Source organism: Echinicola strongylocentroti (genome assembly GCF_003260975.1).
GTDB classification, from domain to species: Bacteria; Bacteroidota; Bacteroidia; order Cytophagales; family Cyclobacteriaceae; genus Echinicola; species Echinicola strongylocentroti.
The window spans coordinates 3,874,044-3,893,322 of record NZ_CP030041.1; the positions used below are offsets into that span (position 1 = coordinate 3,874,044).

The window sequence follows — 19,279 nt, forward strand, 5'->3', positions numbered from 1 at the left end:
CAATTATGTTAAAGAAAATCATACTACTCAGTCTGCTTATAGGCTGTATACAGACCAATTTATGGGCACAAAAAGATCCTGACGCCAAGGCGCTTCTGGATCAAATGAGTGAGCGCTACCAGTCCCTGGATGGGCTTAAAGCCACCTTTGAATATTACTATTACAATGAGCTGGACGGAGCCAGTCAGCGAAGCACTGGTGAAGTGGCCGTCAATGGCGACCGATACAAATTGGTTTTGCCGGATCAGGAGGTTTATAATAACGGCGAGACGGTCTGGACTTTTATCAAATCCAATAATTATCAGGAAGTCACCGTCAATACCGTCAGTGAAAACACTGACGAACTCACGCCATCCAGCATCTATAACCTGTACAAAAAAGGATATGATTACGAGCTTAAAGGTGAGGAAAACCAAAATGGAAAAAACATCCAAGAAATCTTACTCACAGCTGAAAGTGCCAAAGCACAATTCCAAAAAATCATTTTGTTTGTAGATAAGGACCATAAGGATTTATTGGCTTGGGAAGTATCGGATAGTGACGGGGGCACCTTCAAGTATGAGTTTAATGAAGTGGACACTGATGTCAATCTAGGGAAATCCTTTTTCACTTTTGACCCCAAAAAACACCCCGGCGTGGAAGTCATTGACTTGCGCTAGTCCAATGCCATAAAACAAAACAGCTTTTCTGCCAGCATATTCCTGCTGGCTTTTTTTATGCTTATTTTTTAGTGATAAGTTCATCCCTGAATGTGCATTGCCTATCTACGCCACGGTACACAGGTATTACGGTCCGATCCGCCGCGGCAGACAAAATCAGCCGCTTGCTTTTCCGCTTCATCCAAAAATCGTCCAATTAGCTACGGGGAGTTTCAGATTGGTAGGTTATTTCATACTTTTGCGGAAACCTTCAGAAAAAATGGATAAGAAAACCCTCTTCGGCAATATTCAGAGAAAAGCATCATTTCTATGCGTAGGCTTGGATACGGATCTCGCAAAAATCCCCTCACATCTACTAAAGGAAGCGGATCCTATCTTTGCATTCAACAGGGAAATTATAGACAAAACTGCTGACTTTGCCGTAGCGTATAAGCCCAACATTGCTTTTTATGAAGCCCTTGGCCCAAAAGGCTGGGAAAGTCTACAGAAAACGCTGGAGTATATCCCGAAAGATATCTTTACTATCGCTGATGCCAAAAGGGGGGACATTGGCAATACGTCCAAATTATATGCTAAGGCCTTTTTTGAGCAAATGGACTTTGACTCCATTACAGTGGCTCCTTACATGGGTAAAGATAGTGTCAGTCCGTTTTTGGAGTTTAAGGACAAGTGGGTGATCCTATTGGCTTTGACCTCTAATGAAGGCAGTAAAGACTTCCAAGTGCTGGGAACAGAAGGAGGCAAACCACTTTTTCAGCAGGTGCTCGAAAAAAGTCAACAATGGGGCACAGATGATAACCTAATGTATGTGGTGGGAGCTACCCGAGGAGAAAAAATCGCAGAGGTTAGAAAATATGCTCCTGATCATTTCTTCTTGGTGCCCGGAGTGGGGGCTCAGGGAGGGAGCCTAGAGGAAGTCGCCAAATACGGCATGAACAAGAGCTGTGGCCTTTTGGTCAATTCCTCCCGTGGAATTATCTATGCTTCTGAGGACAAAGATTTTGGTGATCGGGCAAGGGTAGAGGCGGAAAAACTTCAGCAGGAAATGGCCAAGCTCTTGGAGCAGTATTGCTGAAGGCCAAAGTAGCTTATATCACCTCCTTATAGGCTATTGGCAACTACCAATAATGTCTGTAAATCACCTACTTTACTGCTCTTCAGGAGGATATTTTTTTGGTTCATCGATTTTATCCTAAATTCTCCCATTGATCAACAGGGAATTTTAGATTTTTTGCGATATGCACTTTAGAGAGGATTTTATACATGCGGTCTGGAAGTACCAATATTTTGACAAGCGGGGACTGACCACGGTCGCAGATGCTGCTTTGGAAATCAAGAAGATTGGATTTCAGAACTTTCATCAAGGGCCTGACTTTTCGGAAGCACATGTGGCCATCGATGGGATAGATTTTTTTGGTAACATTGAAGTACATATAAGGTCCTCTGACTGGGATGCACATGGCCATGAAGATGACGAAAACTACGATTCGGTCATTCTGCACGTGGTGTGGGAACATGATATGGAAGTGAGCCGGAATGATAGCACTTACATTCCGACGCTGGAGCTGAAGGGGAAGGTGTATTTGGATGTGCTGAGAAATTACCAGCGCCTTATCAGTACTCGCCGACAACTGCTTTGCAGTGATTTTCTAGCGGATGTAAAGCCCATCATAAAATTCTCGATGCTGGAACGGGCTTTGGTGGAACGGTTACAGGAGAAATCCAAACTTATTCATGAAGAAGTCCGATTGACCTCAGGGGATTGGGAGGAAGTGGCTTATAGGTGGTTGTTCCATTGTTTTGGCTTTAAGGTGAATAGTGAACCGATGCTTAAGCTTGCCAAGGCGATGCCTTATCGCTTGGTAAAAAAACATGCTGATCAGCCCTTGGTACAGGAGGCACTTTTGATGGGGCAGGCTGGATTTTGCTATCAGGATAAACCTGACGATTACACGCTGTTCATGAAAAGGGAATACGAATTTTATCGGAAGAAATATCAATTAGGGGAGTCGATTTACCCCTCCGAATGGAAGTTTATGCGGGTGAGACCGGGTAATTACCCTTCTGTGAGGATCAGTCAATTGGTTGCTGTACTTTCGAAAAGCCCCAGTCTGTTTTCGTTATTGATCCATAAAGTCAGGACCGTTTCTGACCTTGCGCAGTTGTTTCGTGTAAAACCCAATGCCTATTGGGAGCATCACTATCAGCTGAGCAAAAAAAGTGGCAAATCTCAAAACAGGTTATTGAGCAACCGAACCTTACAGCTGCTGGGGATCAATTTCATTGCACCGCTTTGGTATGCTTATGGTAAATACACTGATGAGGAAGTGTGGAGGGAGCGGTGCTTTGACTTTTTACAAGAAATCCCCGCAGAAGAAAACCGGATTATCACCTCCTTCCAGACGGAAGGCTGGATACCAGAGAGTGCTTATGATACCCAAGGAATGATCGGTGTTCACCACGCTTATTGCAGTCTTAAAAAATGCTTGGGTTGCAAAATCGGGCAAAACGTCTTGAGACCAGCGAAATGATGTTTTGGTTACAACAGGAATTTGCCGTAATTTTGCGGACTAAACGATTGAAACCATGGAGAAACCAGTAATTATATTAGGCGCAAAAGGTATCGCCCAACCTGCCTTGGAGATATTCAACAGCAATGAGGTGACCGTGTATGGCTTTTTGGATGAAGATGAGAGCCTTCACGGCACGGAGATCAATGTGGTGCCAGTGTTGGGAAATCCAGAAGATGACGGTTACCTGAAGCTTATCGGTAAAAAATCAGAGGCCTTCGTGGCGGTGGATGACAATGAGTATAGACAGTTTCTGGTCAAATTACTCAACGATAGAAGGAAAACCCAGCCTATCAATGCCATCCATAAAACTGCCTATATCTCCACCGACGCAGTCATTGGCCATGGCAATTTTATCAATGCCAAGGTAAATATCGGTACAGGTGCGGAAGTAGGAAGTCATGGCATATTTCATTCTGGTGCCATCATCGACCATGGAGCAAAACTAGATGATTTTGTCCAAGTAGGAGCAGGTGCTGTGATCAACTCAGGCGCAACCATCGAGAAGGGAGCATTTATAGGTTCTGGTGTGACGGTAGTTTCCGGAGTGAAAATTGGGAAAAATGCACGTGTAGGAGCAGGGTCAGTGGTGATTGCTGACGTAGAAGAAGAGTCCACCGTTTTCGGAAATCCTGCCGTAGCCATGAATAATTAAGAATAGATGATGATTTCATCTATGGACTGTCAATGGCTTCCATGGACAAATAACCAAATAATTTAGTAACTTAATAACATAAACTTATCCCAAAACACCCTGTCGGAAACAGGGCTTTAGTTATGGAAAATTCAGATTACAGCATTTTACTTTATTACTGCTATGCAGAGATCGAGGATCCAGAAGCATACAGGGAAGAACATCACTTGTTCTGTGTAGAGAACAATATCCGTGGACGGATCATCATCTCATCTGAAGGCCTGAACGGTACAGTGTCCGGCTTGAAGGATGATTGTGACAAGTACATGGAATATGTAACATCAGATCCACGGTTTGCAAAAACGGAATTTAAAGTCGATCAGTTTGACAAACATGCATTTGCAAAAATACATGTGAGAGTAAAGCCAGAAATAGTACATTCCAGCCTTCGCCACCTCGATCCAAACCTACGAACAGGTAAACACCTAGATCCTGCTGAGTTTAGGGAATTAAAAGACCAAGACGATGTGGTCATCCTAGATGTAAGATCAAATTACGAGCATGAACTTGGCCACTTTAAGAATGCTTTAAGACTCGACATTGACAATTTCAGGGATTTTCCCGAAAAAGTTAAAGCGCTGGAGCACCTCAAAAACAAAAAGGTGCTTACCTATTGCACAGGGGGAATCAAATGCGAAAAGGCATCGGCTTATCTACTGGAGCAGGGATTTGAAGATGTATATCAACTTCATGGAGGGATCATTAAATATGGCATGGAAGCAGATGGAGCTGATTTTGAAGGGAAATGCTACGTCTTTGACAATAGAGTGGCCGTAGATGTCAACAAAGTCAATCCCAAAGTGATTTCCAAGTGCCACTGTTGCGGAACACCATCTGATCGCATGGTCAACTGCGCCAATCCTGAATGCAATATCCACGTACCGATCTGTGAAGAATGTGCGTGGAAGTATGAAGGAGCCTGCTCTGACGAATGCAAAGAGCACCCCGAAAAGCGTTCGTATGACGGTACTGGCTATTATCAAAAAAACACAAACGGCTACAATCCATACAAAGGACTGCATAGAAAGCCAGAAAAGGAAAAAATATAACTTACCATCGATGACAAAGGTAATTCCAGCATCTGAACTTATTATTAATCCTGATGGAAGCATCTATCATTTAAACTTGAAGCCAGAATATCTGGCTTCAACTGTTATTACGGTAGGTGATCCAGAGCGAGTACCGAAAATCTCCCAATATTTTGATGAAGTGGAGGTGAAAATAACCAAACGGGAGTTTGTGACGCATACAGGTACTTATAAGGGAAAGCGGCTCTCTGTGATGAGTACAGGGATGGGCACGGATAATATTGAGATTTTTATGACAGAACTGGATGCCTTGGTGAATATCGATCTACAAACGCGAAAGGTCAAGCCCGACCATACCGCTCTTAAGATTGTGCGTGTTGGTACATCAGGAAGCATGCGGAAAGAGATTCCTGCAGGAGCCTTGGTTGCTTCTAATTTTGCTGTGGGTTTGGACACCTTGATGCAGTATTATGCAGCAGACTACAGCCAAAAAGAACTGGCCGTAGGACTTGCCGTTCAGCAGTCACTTGGATTAGGGTTTCTTCCCTACTGTTTTGAAGGTTCCAAGGCGCTGATTGAAAGGCTATGTACACAGGAAATAGTGTTGGGAAACACCGCTACTTGCCCGGGATTTTTTGGCCCACAAGGGAGAGAAGTCCGGCTCAAGCCTGCTATTCCAGATATCATCGAGAGACTTGCAGCTATTGATTTGGACGGGTTTCAATTGACCAATTTTGAGATGGAAACAGCCGGGTATTATGCCATGGGGAAAATGCTTGGCCATGAAGTGCTCAGCCTCAATGCCATCGTCGCCAATCGCATTACGCAGGAGTTTGTAGATGATCCAAGCGCAGTAGTGGATCGCCTGATCCATCATACCTTGGAGAATATTTAGCGTTGGTGCTTTTGATCCGAAAAGCCTTATAAAAGAACTGTCGTCAATCAGAACTCCTGGCATGCCTTACGATAAATTCGGCATCCCGTTGGCTTCCATAGATCAGGTGCGAGCTCCGACTGCGCTGAAAGGGGATACCTAAAAAGTATAGGCCGGGAATCTTGGAAATACCCTGCTGCTCCCTTAACGTATCCATATCACTTTCAAAACCCTCGATATTTACAAAACTGTAATCAGGCCGGAATCCGGTAGCAAAAAGCACAAATTCAAATTGCTCGGTTTTTTGGTTTGAGAAAGTAACCTGATTACTTCCCGCTCCGATCACCTCTGGCTGCCTTTTAGCTTTTTTAATTTTCTGCTTCAGATCATCAAAAAGGTACACTGGCTCCGGCTTCTTGATTTTCGTTGCCTTGGGAGGCTTTTCTAACTGGTTAAATTTATCACCCCACCAAAGAATGTTTTTACCAAAAACAATCAAAGATCGCAATTTTGGTTTTCGTAGTGTAGACCAGTGAATGTCAAAATAATTGGTGAGATCAGCAATTATCTGAACGGCAGAATTGCCTCCACCTACGACCAGTACTTTCTTACCCTTTATGGAAATAGGTGTACGGTATTGGCTGCTGTGGATATAAGGGATACTTAGCTTATCAGCCCACTCAGGGATAAAGGAGTTTTGGCACAGACCATTGGCGATGATGACTTTTTTTGCCCTGATTTGTTCAAAGGTCGTCTTAACAAGAAACGCCTCTCCTTGCCTGACGATTTCCGTTACCCTGTTATTGGTATGAATAGGAAGGTCAAAATGGCTAGCGTAACGAGAAAAGTAATCGGCGAGTTGATTTTTTGTAGGCCGCACATTTGGTGGCAAAGCCATCTTTAAATCCGGCAACTGACAGTAAGCAGCAGGAGTGAACAGCTTTAGGGATTCGTAACGATTTCGCCAAGAATCCCCCACTTCGAGGTGCTGGTCCAAAATAATGAAGTCCTTTTTGGCTTTTTGTAAATACCTTCCTGCTGCCAAGCCACATTGACCGGCTCCAATGATTACATACTCCGTTTCTTTCATGTTAATCCATAATATCATCCAGCTCGCTCAGTTCAAGCCACCTGAATTCAAGTTCTTCCAGTTGCTCATCAATGCCTTGGATGGCAGTGGACCACTCTAGCAAAACTTCGTGGTCTTCAGTGCCTTGATCGATTTTGTTTATGAAGGATTTTTTCTCATCCTCCAGGCGATTGATCTTTTGCTGTATTTCTTTGAATTCCTGTTTTTGTTTAAAAGAGGCTTTACTACTTCTTTTTTGGGGGGCAGGGGTTTTCTTCGTTATTGTTTCTTGTTCTTTGGTGGCTAGTTTTGCGGCAGCTTCTTTGCCTTCTTCCTCCTTTTCCCATTCCCTGAGGTCAGTATAGTTGCCTGGAAAATCCTTGATGGTACCTTCGCCTCTGAAGACAAAGATGTGCTCCACTAAGCGATCCATAAAGTACCGGTCATGGGATACAATAATCATGCAACCTGGGAAGTTTTCCAAAAATTCTTCCAAAGTATTCAATGTTACAATATCCAGGTCATTGGTAGGTTCGTCGAGAATCAAGAAGTTTGGGGTCTTGATAAGTACCATCAAAAGCTGCAACCTTCTTTTTTCTCCACCCGAAAGTTTGGAGATCGGAGTGTGTTGTTGCTTGGGAGGAAAGCCGAATTGATTAAGGAATTGGGATGCGGTGATGGTACTTCCATTGGACAGCGTGACCACTTCTGCCACTTCTTTGACCAAGTCGATGAGCCGTTTGGTCTCGTCAAATGAGCTTTCTTCTTGCCGATAATAGCCAAAAGCGGTAGTTTGGCCAATGCTGATCTCGCCTTGATCTGGAGAAAGTGCTCCTGTCAATAGGTTAAGGAAGGTGGTTTTTCCGGCGCCATTTGGGCCTACGATACCGATTTTATCTCCTTTTTTGAAGGTGTACGAAAAGTCGGTGACTATTTTCTTGTCCCCGTAGCTTTTGAATAGCTTGTCGATCTCTACGATCTTGCTGCCCAGCCTTTTGGCAGAAACTTGTAAGGCTACTTCCCGTTCTTCTTTTCGTTGGAACGCTTTTTCCTTGGTGGATTCAAAAGCGTCTACCCTGTATTTTGCCTTGGTGCCCCTCGCTTTAGGCTGCCTGCGAATCCATTCCAGTTCTTTTTTATAAAGGCTTTTGGCTTTTTCCTGTTCGGTGGCTTCGATTTCTCTTCTTTCTGCTTTCTTGTTGAGGAAATAGCTGTAATTTCCTGTGTACCGGAAGATTTTACCTGCATCTAGTTCCAAGATTTCATTGGTGACTTTTTCGAGGAAATACCTGTCGTGTGTGACCATAAACAAGGAAAGGTTGGCTTTGGAAAGGTAGTCTTCCAGCCATTCGATGGTCTCTAGGTCCAGGTGGTTGGTGGGCTCGTCCAGTAGGAGCAAATCAGGCTTTTCCAAAATGGCTTTAGCCAAAGCTACCCGCTTCCGCTGGCCTCCGGAGAGGTTGCCCACCGGCAAGCTGGTGTCGTGGAGGCCGAGTTTTCCCAGCACCTCATTGATCTGATATTCAAAGTCCCAGGCCTGCAAGCGATCCATCTTTTCCATGATACTGGTAAGCTCCTGGGTGTTGTCTTTTCCGGACTGAGCAGTCAGCATCGCCTTTTGGTACTGCTCGATCGTTTGCAGTGTTTCGTTTGAGGATGCTGAAAAAATGGTTTGATAAATGGATAAGTTGTCCTCAAAGACGGGGTTTTGATGAACGTAGGTTGTTTTGACTGCTTGGTTGATGGCGACTTCGCCTTCGTCGGGGATTTCCAACTCCATGATGATTTTCATCAAGGTGGATTTTCCGGCACCATTAATGCCTACCAAGGCTACTTTTTGTCCCTGATCTATTCCAAAAGATATCTGGTGGAAGAGCGGTTTGTCTCCAAAGGTTTTGGAGAGATTTTCTACAGAAAGGTAATTCATGTCCAAAAATAAGGAAAAAATGCCCGTTTGAACCAAATGCCTTTTGAGAAATTATATCTGCAATTGGTTATTGGCAGTAAGCATTGGTATAGATTTAAAGCTTACCCATGGTTTTGAGGATATTATAGCGTAATCCGATGGCCGATTAAATAAGGGAGACTTAATTGTTTCGGATAAGGGTCTTTATGACATCGGTGAGTTCTTTGATGCCGGCCAAGAAATGTTCTTTGGATTTTTCGAGCATTGGGCTGATGGATTCTTTTCTGGATCGGTAATTTTCTTCAAACTCCTTTTTCCGTTTCGCAAATTCCCTTTCTATGGACGCTTTGTCCTTTTTAAGGTCTTTTACCTTTTTTTCAACTTCTACCTTGGCTTCACCGCTCATTTCGGCGCCCTTTTCGACGAGTTCCTCTATTTTGTGTCCGATTTCCTGAAGGAGTTTCTCTACCTCTGCAAAAGATGTGTTATTTGTGGCCATGTTTTTATCCGTTTGGTGAAAAATAATTGATTATCAATATACAAAGCCCAATTGACTTTTAGTAGGTTAAACCCGATTTTGAAGCAATTTCAGGTCGCAATTGATAGGATAAGGCATATTCCGGGCAATGTCGTTTAGTTAGTGTGTATCTGGAAATATTGGTTTAATTTCTTAACGCCCAATACCTGCAAGGCGGATCCATTTTATACATGTTTAAAAAGACGATGGATTAAAACCATAATTCTCTCAATGGACGATCCGTATTGGAAAATCTTCTTAACTAAACGATATTGATATTCCGGGTTAAACTCATCTAAATCATTCTCCCCACTTGGGCAGACAGCTGCGATGTTTTATTCGTCCTTTAAACCAACTGATGTCCTTGCTCTTTTCAGCATTTTCTGCGAAAGGCTGCTGCTATTTTATTGTACAAACTTGGAGAAAGTGCCAGCGGCACGATGGATTTAGTAACCTGCGGATTCATCCGCTGGATGTTAAGGCCTCCTCCACCTCCAGAAGGAGTGCCAGCGGCACGGATGATAGCTGCCCTACACGAAATTAATGTTAAATGCGTTTGCCCTGCTCATGGTCATAGATTTGTCTCTGCTCGTTTTGGGCCTTCTTATTTCTCTTACTGGAAATTGAGGTAGAGGGTGATGGATTTTCGACGTAGTTCACTGATGGCACCGGCGAAGGTTTGATCGGAGGTTTCAGATTTATAAATATTGTTCAAGCCATGTGAAAATCGGATTTCTGGAGAAAATTTGAAAAACTTAAAGTAGAAATCAAAGCCCACTCCAAGTTCCAGTGCCACGTCCTTGCTTTTGAGGACTAATTGGTCTGCATCTGCCTCGTCTTGGCTCTTGGTACGGAACATGGGATTGGCCCCTGCGACAAAAAACATGCGTGAATTGTCAAATCGCATAGATTTATACTTGAAGAGCAAAGGCATCTCGACCATGGTCATTTCGGTAATCACGGTTTCTGTGTAAGGTTCACCATCTCCGGGTATTATGATATCTCCCGCAAGACCTGCTTCCTCAGCAAAGTAAGAGACATCTGTACGGAACTCATAAAAGCCCACTTTAGGAGTGGCCATGAAAGTCAGCTGGTCATGAAGTCGCATTTTTAACAGGAACCCCAACGAAAAGCCTGGGGAAAATACTGGTTGGATGCTTCGGATATTGGCATAGGCTGGATTTTCGGGATCCATAAAGGCATCACTGTATTTTAGGCGGAGACTGGTGGTATGGGCGGCCAAGAAGAACCCATAGCTCAGAAACTGGTCATCCTGTCCCGATGGGTTGATCGGGTTATACCTGTCTTGGGCAAGCCCAGACAGCATACAGAGACACAGAAGAGAAAAAGTGAGGGTTATTTTTCTCCAATGTAGATTGAACTTATGCCAAATGTTAACGGTTTGCATTTTGTGTTGTTGAAGCCGACCTTTTTCAAAACTGTCAGGAAACTCTCTCCATCCGGAAATGCCTGTACTGATTCTGGTAAATAAGTATAGGCTGACTGGTCTTTGGAAACAAGCTTTCCTATCTGAGGTAAAATATACTTGAAATAAAAGTTGTATCCTTGTTTAAACGGAAACTTTTTGGGTTTAGAAAACTCGACTATGACGGTTTTGCCACCTGGCTTCAGTACCCGGTACATGTCTGCCAATCCTTTTTCGAGGTTCTCGAAGTTCCTCACCCCAAAAGAAACGATGACGGCATCAAATTTATTTTCTTCAAAAAGCAACTTTTCTGAATCTCCCATCTGCATTTCGATCAGGTGATCCAGTTTTTTATTTTTTATTTTCTTTTTGCCTTCAGCCAGCATTCCTTCAGAAATGTCCACTCCGATGACTTTGTCTGGGTTGAGCGCTAACGCTTCGATGGCAAAATCGCCAGTGCCTGTGGCAATATCCAAGATCAGCTTGGGCTGGTCTTTTTGGAGTATTTTAATGGCTTTTTTGCGCCATGTGATGTCTATGCCCATGCTCAGCAAGTGATTCAGTAAGTCGTAGCGCTTGCTGATGTTGTTAAACATATTGGCCACTTGGGCTTTTTTACCTTCTTGCTGATCTTTGTAAGGGACTACTGACATGGGAATAAAATACTGTTTGAGAGCGCAATATTACTAAGTAAACACGAGCAATGGAAAAATGTTAACCATTAATTGGTTGTCACGTTTTGGAAGGAAAGACTTACCTTTGTGCAAAATAACGATGAGATGATTAAAAAGGCGACGTTTTTAACCAGTAATTCTGATTTCAGAAAATGTCCGGAACCCACCATGCCGGAGTTTGCTTTTATAGGCCGGTCCAATGTGGGGAAAAGTTCACTGATCAATATGCTGGCCAATAACAAAAATTTGGCAAAGACTTCAGGGAAGCCGGGCAAAACGCAGTTGATAAACCATTTTGATGCCGAGGGGAAGTGGTGGATTGTGGATTTGCCAGGATATGGATTTGCACAAGTAAGTAAAAGTATAAAGTCGGATTGGGAAAAGATGATCAAGGGTTATCTGACCAACCGTCCCAATCTGATCGCCACCTTTGTGCTGATCGATAGTAGACTGGAGCCCCAACAGCGTGATCTGGATTTTATTCTTTGGTGTGCTCAAAACGAAGTGCCCATAGTTTTGGCGTTTACCAAAGCGGATAAACTGTCCGTGAGCAAGGTAAAGGGAAATGTGAGCAAGTTTCTGATGGCCTCAAATGCCATTTTTGAGGAGGCTCCATTGTATTTTGTGACGTCCTCTACCAATGCCGTTGGGAGAGAGGAAATGGTTGAATTCATGGCTGAGCAGGCAGAAGAATTTAACGCAGAGAAATGATTTGACTTGGGCTTTTGAGCCGAAAGTCTATATTTGCAAGCTGATTTTAAAAGATGAACTATGGAATTTAAAGAAATAGCTACCGTGGCAGGCAAGCCCGGATTGTATAAAGTGCTTAAACCAAGTAGGAGTGGGGTGATTTTGGAATCCATGGATGCCAAAAAGGCAAAGCTGGTAGTCGGAGCAAACCATCGCGTTTCTATCCTAAGTGAGATTTCGATTTATACCATGACCGAGGAAGGGGCCAGCCCGCTCCAAGAGGTGATGATCACCATTGAGAAGGAGTTTGAAGGGGACACTGGCTTGGCAAAGGATGCCGATAATGACGAGTATATGGCATTTATGAAGCATATCCTCCCCGAGTTTGATGAGCAACGCGTATATCCTTCCGATATCAAAAAATTGATTTCTTGGTATAAGATAATCCGCGAGCATGCACCAGAAGTGCTGGAAGAGCAAGCTGCAACTGATGAGAGTGCAGAAGAAAAAGAAGATTAACCGTTTATTGTCAAAACTAAAACAGCTACTTTTCGGAAAGACTTATGGTGTACCGAAAAGTAGCTTTTTTTATGACTGATCCAGTATATATATCAGAAAGTGTACAGCTTTTACAGAAGGACTTTGACCTTGCCGTTCCCCAAGGAGAGCTTACCCGTGAGCGACTGGTCGAGTTGCTTACGCCAATCGTAGGGCAGCTCCTTAATCGTGACTTGGAGCGACTACTTCAAATCTGCTATCGGATAGATCTGGGAGAGGAACGCCTGAAGAAATTGCTTCATGAAGCTAATCCGGAAACTTTGGCCATTGAACTCAGTGAAGCGTTGGTGGATAGACAACTTCAGAAAGTCCAAATTCGCAGAAAGTACCAGTGAGCTATGGTGTTACTTCAGCTTCTTTCAGGTAGTTCTCCGCTTCTTCGACCATCACTTTGGAACCGATGTAAAGTGGTGTCCTTTGGTGCAATGATGAAGGGATGATGTCCAATATCCTGTTTTTTCCATCTGAGGCTACTGCACCTGCTTGCTCGGCTATAAATGCAAGGGAATTGGCTTCATAGAGTAAGCGCAGTTTACCTTTGGGAGCTTTTTCAGTACTTGGATAGATATATATCCCTCCCTTTAATAAATTACGATGAAAGTCCGCCACCAAACTGCCAATGTACCTGGCGCTAAAGTTGCGGTCTTTGCAGTTTTCAATATAATTGTTTACTCCATCGCTTACCTGTGATTTCAGTCCTTCATTGATGCTGAAAGTTTTCCCGTTTTCAGGAGCCGTGATGTTGGGGTGGCTGAGAAAGAACTCTCCGAGAGACTGTTCGTACGTGAATCCATTGACGCCTTTGCCAGTAGTGTACACCAACATGGTAGATGAGCCGTATAGCACGTATCCAGCGGCTACTTGCTTGGAGCCTGGCTGCATGACGTCTTCCGGCTGAATAGGGCTCCCTACTGGTGTCACACGCCTGTAAATGGAGAAGATGGTTCCGATGGAGATATTGACGTCGATATTGGAGGAGCCATCAAGTGGATCCATGGCCACGACATATTTACCGCTGGAGTTTTGCAAGTCGATCACTTCGTCATCTTCTTCCGAAACGATAGCACAGACCTCACCGCCCTTGGTCAAGGCTCGGCAGAAGCGGATGTTGGCGACTACATCCAGTTTTTGTTGTTCCTCTCCCTGGATGTTGGTGCTTCCAAAAGCTCCGCTAATATTGGAAAGCCCTGCGCGGTTGATTTCCCGATTGACGATCTTGGATGCCAACGCAATATCCCTGAGGATCTGTGATAGCTCTCCGGATGCAAACGGAAAATCGTCCTGCTTACTCTTGATAAATCGGTCAAGGGTGACGCCTACTGAATAGCCTAAAACAGAGTTATTAGGCTGGTATGGTTTTGTTTTCATATCTTTGAAAAAGTATATTTTAAATATAACCCATTGTAAATTACCACATAAATTTTTATGACAAAAGCAATTGTTTACAAATTTGGTGGAGCTTCAATAAAAGATGCCCAAGCGATCAAAAACCTCTCATACATTTTATTCAATCGTTTGCGGAGCCCAATGGTCATAGTCGTTTCGGCAATTGGAAAAACAACGAATGCATTGGAAGAGATCTTAAGCTTGAAGATGGAGCAAAAAGATTATTATTCGAATTATACAATTTTAAGGAAAAACCATTTAGCAATATGTGAGGAGTTGTTTGAACAAGAAGACTTGGTGTTTGGGATGGTCAATAATATTTTTTTGCGGTTGGCTACTGCCTTGGAAGCCCCACTGACCAAGGAGAATTATGATGAATATTATGATCGTGTCATCGGTTATGGAGAGCTATTGTCCAGCAAAATCATCCAAGCATATCTTTGTCACCGGAAGCAGTTTTGCATATGGCAAGATGCTAGGGAGTTTATCAAGACCGATGGCACCTTTAGGCTGGCAAAGGTAGATTGGGAAAGTACTTTGGCGATGTGCAGGCAGCAGTTGATCCCCGTTCTCAAACAACTTCCGGTAGTGACACAGGGGTTTGTGGGGAGTACAAGGGACGGGAAGCCCACTACTTTGGGCAGAGAGGGGTCCGATTTTTCGGCGGCTATCTTTGCCAAAAGCTTGGGAGCAGCATCGGTTACTATCTGGAAGGACGTCCCGGGGGTGCTGAATGCCGACCCGAAACGTTTTAAGGATACGATTAAATTAGACCGAGTGGATTATAAAGAGGCAGCTGAGATGACTTTTTACGGGGCTTCCGTCATTCATCCACGCACGATCAAGCCCTTGGCCAATAATCATATTCCACTTTATGTAAAGTCTTTTCTTCATCCCGAAGATGAGGGGACGGTGATTGGGGATTTTGAAGAGCACAGGATCTCCATTCCTAGTATTGTGGTCAAGGACGAACAGATTTTGGTGACCTTTGAAGTGACTGATTTTACTTTTATCAATGAGTCCCACATGCATCAGGTTTATGCAGCACTGGACAGGTTAAAGCTTCGTGCCAACCTTATCCAAGCTTCTGCGATAACCATTTCGATCTGTATGGACCGGGAGCTTTTTAAGCTCGAACAGCTTTTGGGGGAAATGAAAGGGGTGTTTAAAGTGAGGTATAATGAAGGGGTACAGTTGATCACCGTAAAGAACTATGATGAGGAAACCAAGGCAATGTTTATAGGGAACAGCGAGGTGTTATTAGAGCAAACTACTAGGAGCACTTTTCAGTTGGTTTGTAGACTTTTCGACGGGGAAGTGGAGGGAAAGTTGCGCTAGGGAAATAAAGGGCTAAGCTTTGGGGAAGCTTACTCTGGGTCAAACGAATTTTTTGATAACCTTTTTTATTCCCGGGAGGTAGCTTAAGCCAAATAAGTTCAGGTGTACGAGGAGCGGGTAAAGGTTGTGGATGTCCACTCTGGTCTTGAAATCAGGCTCCAAGGGGAAAATTTCATTATAGGCTTCGTAAAATTCACTTCTGAAACCACCAAATAGCTTTGAAAAGGCAAGGTCCATTTCCCTGTGTCCATAATATACTGCCGGGTCGATCAGGCAGGGGTCACCTTTGGGGTTGACGATGACATTTCCTGACCATAGGTCCCCATGAAGCAGGGCTGGTTTTTCGTTAGGGATAAGCCCATCTAGTTTGTCGTAGATCATTTGGAATTTTTTGTAAAAATCCTTGCTTATCAGTCCATCGTAGTAGGCTTTTCCTATCATTGGTTCCAGTCTTTCACTGGCAAAAAAATCCGCCCAATTTTCGTTCATCGCATTTCTTTGTGGTAGTATGGCGATATAGTTGTCTTCACTAAGGCCATATTTGGGAGAAGTGGCCATGTGCAGTTCAGCTAGGCCATGACCAAGATTGTTCCAATAGTCCGAATTGGGATATCCTCCATGGATCCATTCGATGAGAAGGTAGTTTTGGGAGGCTATACGGCCAGCGCCGATGGTCTTTGGGATTTGTAGCGGTGCATGCTTGTGGAGCAGGGTGAGCCCTTTGAGCTCCTGCTGAAACATGTCTGGGGAATTCAAGTGATTGGATTTTAAAAAAAGCGCACCTTTATCAGTGTCCAAAAGTACGCTTTGGTTCATTGTCCCTGCTGAAATCAGCCGGACAGATTTTAATTGTGTAGGTTCATGTATGGCATCGATTAAAGCTTCTTCATAAAATGAATGAGACTTATGCATACACTTGGTGTTCTTTTTTGAGTTGGATGATAAATGACTTGATGGCTGCGTCAAGAATTTGATAAACGTTTTCGAAGCCGTCTTCTCCGCCATAGTAGGGGTCTGGCACCTCGTCGGATGATGCTTGGGGCTGAAACTCCCTCATCAGGTGGATACGGTCATGGCTCATGTTGTAGGTTTCCATTAGCCGGATGATGTTCTTTTTGTTTGACCTGTCCATGGCAATAATGTAATCAAAATCCCTGATATCTGCATGGTTAAGTTGCCTTCCACGGTGGGAGATGGTTATGCCATGCTTTTTGGCACTGGCTGTGCTGCGCTCATCGGGTAGCTCGCCGATATGGTAATCTGATGTCCCACAGCTGTCGCTTTGAAACTTATGGGCCAGATCAAGCTTATCGATTTGGTGGTTAAAAATGGCCTCTGCCAAAGGCGATCTGCAAATATTGCCTAAGCAAACAAATAGAACTTTAATCATGTTTATTTTATTGAAACTCCTAATCCAACATTCACGGTATTAAATTCCTGAAAGGTATAATCTCCATTAAGGAAGATGGGACCAAACTTAAGTCTGGCACCCAGCGTCCCCATGGCGCCTTTTGCTTCATAATCGAGTTGTACCGGATCTACAAACTGTTCCGATGTGCCATTGATCTGATAGGTGCCGCGCATACTGTAATCAGATGATCCCGAATTATATCCGATTGATCCATAGACCGTTAGGATGGAAATCTTCTTGCTGACCAAACCTTGGACAGTCCATGTGTCCACGTTCATAGAGGCTACTTGGCCTTGGACTTCATTAATATAATACCGGGCATCCAATGAATTATAGGCAACTAATAGCGAGAAATCAACTGGGATGATATTGATTCCTTCAAAATATTGCTTGATATCATGTTTGATGCCAAGCCCCCATTGGGAAATTTCTGTGTCTTCAATAGTAGTCTTTGGAATAAACCTTCCGATAATTTCAAAGCCCGCAGGTAGTCCCACAGCACCTTGGATCAGCGGGGCAGGAACGTATTTGACAGGGATATCGATTCCCGGAGGAATGTCTGCTTCCGCTATCAATAGGTCTCCCTCGTAAATCTGAAGCGTTCCATTAGCGTTTGGATTGCCATATAGTGTAGGAAGCTGTACCGGTCCACTGGCGTCTTTTACCCGGATTTTTTCAAACTCAGCAGGGTTAAAGGAGAAGGTCTCGTATTGGCCAGGAACAGCGGCGCCACTCACGGCAAATTTAAGGTCAAATCCAAGTGTCCCATGGGTTTTGGCAGTTTGTGCCCATCCGGATCCCATGCTGTACATGAAGCCTTTTGCCGCAGGCTCTACATAGTATCCCATATAGGTGTTTAGGTCATTTAAACCAGCTTGTAGGATTTCTTCTACATCCACATTGCCTTGTCCGAATGCTTGTGAACCATTGAAAATCAGTCCTGCAAAACAAAAACATAATAATTTTTTCATCAAGTCAGTTGGTTTAATAGGTTAAAGGTAATGAAATTTAGAGTAAACTCTCCAAGGTAGAAACAACGGAAAGAAATAATTTTTGCATTATTCGATAACTTTCTTACTTTTGCGGAACTATTACTAAATAATAATCATTCTCAACAAAGAATGGATACCGAGGCAATAAAAGAGAAAATAGCGCAAGGAGGACTGAAGTTTACCCATCAGCGGATGGTGATCTATGAGGCTGTGTCGAGGACTCATAATCACCCCACAGCTGAATGGGTGTATGAGCAAGTTCATACCCATAATCCTTCCATTTCTCTAGGGACGGTGTACAAGACATTGGACACCTTCGTGAATGCTAAAATCATCCAGAAATTTATCGATAACAATGGAGTGATGCGCTTTGATGCGATATTGGAAGCACACAGCCATTTGTATGATAAGGAAACCAATGAAATCAGGGATTACCGTAACGAAGAACTGGAGGAATTGATCAAGGAATTCTTTGACAAAAACAAAATCCGGGACTTTGAAGTGGAGGATATCTCAGTGGTCATCAAGGGCCACAACAAATAAGAGTCGAAATTATATTTTCTAAACATAACTAATCAATTTAAAAACGTAAAGAGTATGTCATTAGTAGGAAAAAAAGCCCCATTATTTAGCGCACCAGCAGTGATCAATGGTGAAGAAATCGTCGAAAACTTCTCTTTGGAGCAGTATGTCGGTAAGCAAGAAGTGATCTTCTATTTCTACCCAAAAGATTTTACTTTCGTATGCCCTACTGAAATCTTGGCTTTCCAAGAGAAATTGGCCGAATTCGAGAAAAGAGGCGTAGCCGTAGTAGGTGCTTCTTGCGATACAGAGGAGACCCACCTTGCATGGTTGGCCACTCCTAAGGATAACGGTGGTATCGAAGGAGTTACCTATCCTTTGGTAGCTGATCCAGCTAAAACCATCGCCCATAACTTCGGTGTTTTGGCCGGTGAGTGGAACTATAACGAAGAAGGTGAATTGGTCTATGAAGGTGCTCCAGTAGCATTCAGAGGTTCTTTCCTTATCGATAAAGAAGGTGTGGTAAGACACGAAACCATCAATGACCTTCCGCTTGGAAGAAACATCGATGAGATGATCAGATTGGTAGATGCCCTTCACCACGTAGAAAAATACGGTGAGGTTTGCCCTGCCAACTGGGAAGAAGGTAAGGAAGCGATGAAAGCGACCAAAGAAGGTGTATCTGAATACCTTGCCAAAAACTAATTATTGCTGCTGAAATAGCAAATAGGAAAAAGCTCTGGAGTAATCTAGGGCTTTTTTTATTTTTTACCACAAAGACACTACGGAATCAGGAGTACCTTATCTTACTTTTTTCTATGCCTTAGCGGTCGGATTAGGCTTCCAAAGCAATATGCAAGATGTATTATTGAGTTAAAAACTCAAATTACGTGGTTCCGCAGCACAGCTGTCGGAACAACAGTTTCACAAACACCTTAGTGTCTTGGTGCCTTCGTGGCTTCCTG

At 43.5% G+C, this 19,279-nt stretch carries 21 protein-coding genes; 12 read left to right on the top strand and 9 right to left on the bottom strand.

Translation table 11 applies throughout. The annotated features are described in order from the left end of the window. Window positions 1-5: 5 nt before the first annotated feature. The 6 genes from DN752_RS15055 to DN752_RS15080 all read left to right on the top strand — a co-directional run bounded on the left by DN752_RS15055 (window position 6) and on the right by DN752_RS15080 (window position 5,846). A complete protein-coding gene (locus DN752_RS15055) occupies window positions 6-659 on the top strand; it encodes a LolA family protein (protein WP_112784710.1) in 654 nt (217 codons plus the stop codon). A gap of 259 nt (window positions 660-918) precedes the next feature. Continuing rightward, entirely contained in the window at window positions 919-1,734 is an 816-nt protein-coding gene (gene pyrF, locus DN752_RS15060; protein WP_112786572.1) for an orotidine-5'-phosphate decarboxylase, read from the top strand. Window positions 1,735-1,897: 163 nt separating this feature from the next. Beyond that, complete coding sequence (locus DN752_RS15065) at window positions 1,898-3,190, top strand: DUF2851 family protein (protein ID WP_112784711.1); 1,293 nt, start codon at window positions 1,898-1,900, stop codon at window positions 3,188-3,190. Window positions 3,191-3,245: 55 nt separating this feature from the next. After that, on the top strand, window positions 3,246-3,884 hold the full coding sequence (locus DN752_RS15070) for an acetyltransferase (protein WP_112784712.1): 639 nt from the start codon (window positions 3,246-3,248) through the stop codon (window positions 3,882-3,884). Between the two features lie 122 nt (window positions 3,885-4,006). After that, window positions 4,007-4,972, top strand: a complete 966-nt coding sequence (gene trhO, locus DN752_RS15075; protein WP_112784713.1) for an oxygen-dependent tRNA uridine(34) hydroxylase TrhO — start codon at window positions 4,007-4,009, stop codon at window positions 4,970-4,972. Between the two features lie 10 nt (window positions 4,973-4,982). Beyond that, window positions 4,983-5,846 (top strand): nucleoside phosphorylase, encoded by an 864-nt coding sequence (locus DN752_RS15080; protein WP_112784714.1) that lies wholly within the window; start codon window positions 4,983-4,985, stop codon window positions 5,844-5,846. Window positions 5,847-5,889: 43 nt separating this feature from the next. Here the strand turns inward: DN752_RS15080 and DN752_RS15085 are convergent, their stop codons facing one another. The 5 genes from DN752_RS15085 to ubiE form a co-directional block, all read right to left on the bottom strand. Beyond that, window positions 5,890-6,915, bottom strand: a complete 1,026-nt coding sequence (locus tag DN752_RS15085; protein ID WP_245949239.1) for a flavin-containing monooxygenase — start codon at window positions 6,913-6,915, stop codon at window positions 5,890-5,892. Window position 6,916: 1 nt separating this feature from the next. Then, entirely contained in the window at window positions 6,917-8,821 is a 1,905-nt protein-coding gene (locus tag DN752_RS15090; RefSeq protein WP_112784716.1) for an ABC-F family ATP-binding cassette domain-containing protein, read from the bottom strand. A 160-nt stretch (window positions 8,822-8,981) separates the two neighbouring features. After that, complete coding sequence (locus DN752_RS15095) at window positions 8,982-9,299, bottom strand: hypothetical protein (RefSeq protein WP_112784717.1); 318 nt, start codon at window positions 9,297-9,299, stop codon at window positions 8,982-8,984. Window positions 9,300-9,930: 631 nt separating this feature from the next. Then, the gene (gene porT / locus DN752_RS15100) at window positions 9,931-10,725 is read right to left on the bottom strand and encodes a type IX secretion/gliding motility protein PorT/SprT (RefSeq protein ID WP_112784718.1); all 795 of its coding nucleotides are present in this window, start codon (window positions 10,723-10,725) and stop codon (window positions 9,931-9,933) included. Next, window positions 10,674-11,396 (bottom strand): bifunctional demethylmenaquinone methyltransferase/2-methoxy-6-polyprenyl-1,4-benzoquinol methylase UbiE, encoded by a 723-nt coding sequence (gene ubiE, locus DN752_RS15105; RefSeq protein ID WP_112784719.1) that lies wholly within the window; start codon window positions 11,394-11,396, stop codon window positions 10,674-10,676. The genes porT and ubiE overlap by 52 nt, the downstream gene beginning before the upstream one ends. 126 nt (window positions 11,397-11,522) lie before the next feature. Here ubiE and yihA point away from each other — a divergent pair, with 126 nt between their 5' ends. The 3 genes from yihA to DN752_RS15120 all read left to right on the top strand — a co-directional run bounded on the left by yihA (window position 11,523) and on the right by DN752_RS15120 (window position 13,000). Then, a complete protein-coding gene (yihA, locus tag DN752_RS15110) occupies window positions 11,523-12,128 on the top strand; it encodes a ribosome biogenesis GTP-binding protein YihA/YsxC (protein ID WP_112784720.1) in 606 nt (201 codons plus the stop codon). 60 nt (window positions 12,129-12,188) lie between these two features. Beyond that, window positions 12,189-12,626, top strand: coding sequence for a DUF5606 family protein (locus DN752_RS15115; protein WP_112784721.1), 438 nt, complete (start codon window positions 12,189-12,191; stop codon window positions 12,624-12,626). 71 nt (window positions 12,627-12,697) lie between these two features. Beyond that, window positions 12,698-13,000 carry a hypothetical protein gene (locus tag DN752_RS15120; RefSeq protein ID WP_112786573.1) on the top strand — a complete coding sequence of 101 codons (303 nt, stop codon included), beginning with the start codon at window positions 12,698-12,700 and terminating at the stop codon, window positions 12,998-13,000. 1 nt (window position 13,001) lies between these two features. Here DN752_RS15120 and fbp read toward each other — a convergent pair whose 3' ends face one another. Then, window positions 13,002-14,033: a class 1 fructose-bisphosphatase gene (gene fbp / locus DN752_RS15125; RefSeq protein WP_112784722.1), complete on the bottom strand. Its 1,032-nt coding sequence runs from the start codon at window positions 14,031-14,033 to the stop codon at window positions 13,002-13,004. Window positions 14,034-14,090: 57 nt separating this feature from the next. Here fbp and DN752_RS15130 point away from each other — a divergent pair, with 57 nt between their 5' ends. Next, window positions 14,091-15,389 (top strand): aspartate kinase, encoded by a 1,299-nt coding sequence (locus DN752_RS15130; RefSeq protein ID WP_112784723.1) that lies wholly within the window; start codon window positions 14,091-14,093, stop codon window positions 15,387-15,389. 39 nt (window positions 15,390-15,428) lie between these two features. Here the strand turns inward: DN752_RS15130 and DN752_RS15135 are convergent, their stop codons facing one another. Genes DN752_RS15135 through DN752_RS15145 form a run of 3 tightly spaced genes read right to left on the bottom strand, consistent with a single transcriptional unit; the run spans window position 15,429 to window position 17,771 of the window. Then, on the bottom strand, window positions 15,429-16,301 hold the full coding sequence (locus tag DN752_RS15135; RefSeq protein ID WP_112784724.1) for a fructosamine kinase family protein: 873 nt from the start codon (window positions 16,299-16,301) through the stop codon (window positions 15,429-15,431). Further along, window positions 16,294-16,779 (bottom strand): low molecular weight protein-tyrosine-phosphatase, encoded by a 486-nt coding sequence (locus DN752_RS15140; RefSeq protein ID WP_112784725.1) that lies wholly within the window; start codon window positions 16,777-16,779, stop codon window positions 16,294-16,296. Before DN752_RS15140 ends, DN752_RS15135 begins: the two co-directional genes overlap by 8 nt. 2 nt (window positions 16,780-16,781) lie before the next feature. Then, on the bottom strand, window positions 16,782-17,771 hold the full coding sequence (locus DN752_RS15145; RefSeq protein ID WP_112784726.1) for a DUF6588 family protein: 990 nt from the start codon (window positions 17,769-17,771) through the stop codon (window positions 16,782-16,784). Window positions 17,772-17,921: 150 nt separating this feature from the next. Here DN752_RS15145 and DN752_RS15150 point away from each other — a divergent pair, with 150 nt between their 5' ends. Both DN752_RS15150 and DN752_RS15155 read left to right on the top strand, forming a co-directional pair. Then, window positions 17,922-18,335, top strand: a complete 414-nt coding sequence (locus DN752_RS15150; protein WP_112784727.1) for a Fur family transcriptional regulator — start codon at window positions 17,922-17,924, stop codon at window positions 18,333-18,335. 54 nt (window positions 18,336-18,389) lie between these two features. After that, the gene (locus tag DN752_RS15155; protein ID WP_112784728.1) at window positions 18,390-19,019 is read left to right on the top strand and encodes a peroxiredoxin; all 630 of its coding nucleotides are present in this window, start codon (window positions 18,390-18,392) and stop codon (window positions 19,017-19,019) included. The last annotated feature ends 260 nt before the right edge of the window (window positions 19,020-19,279 follow it).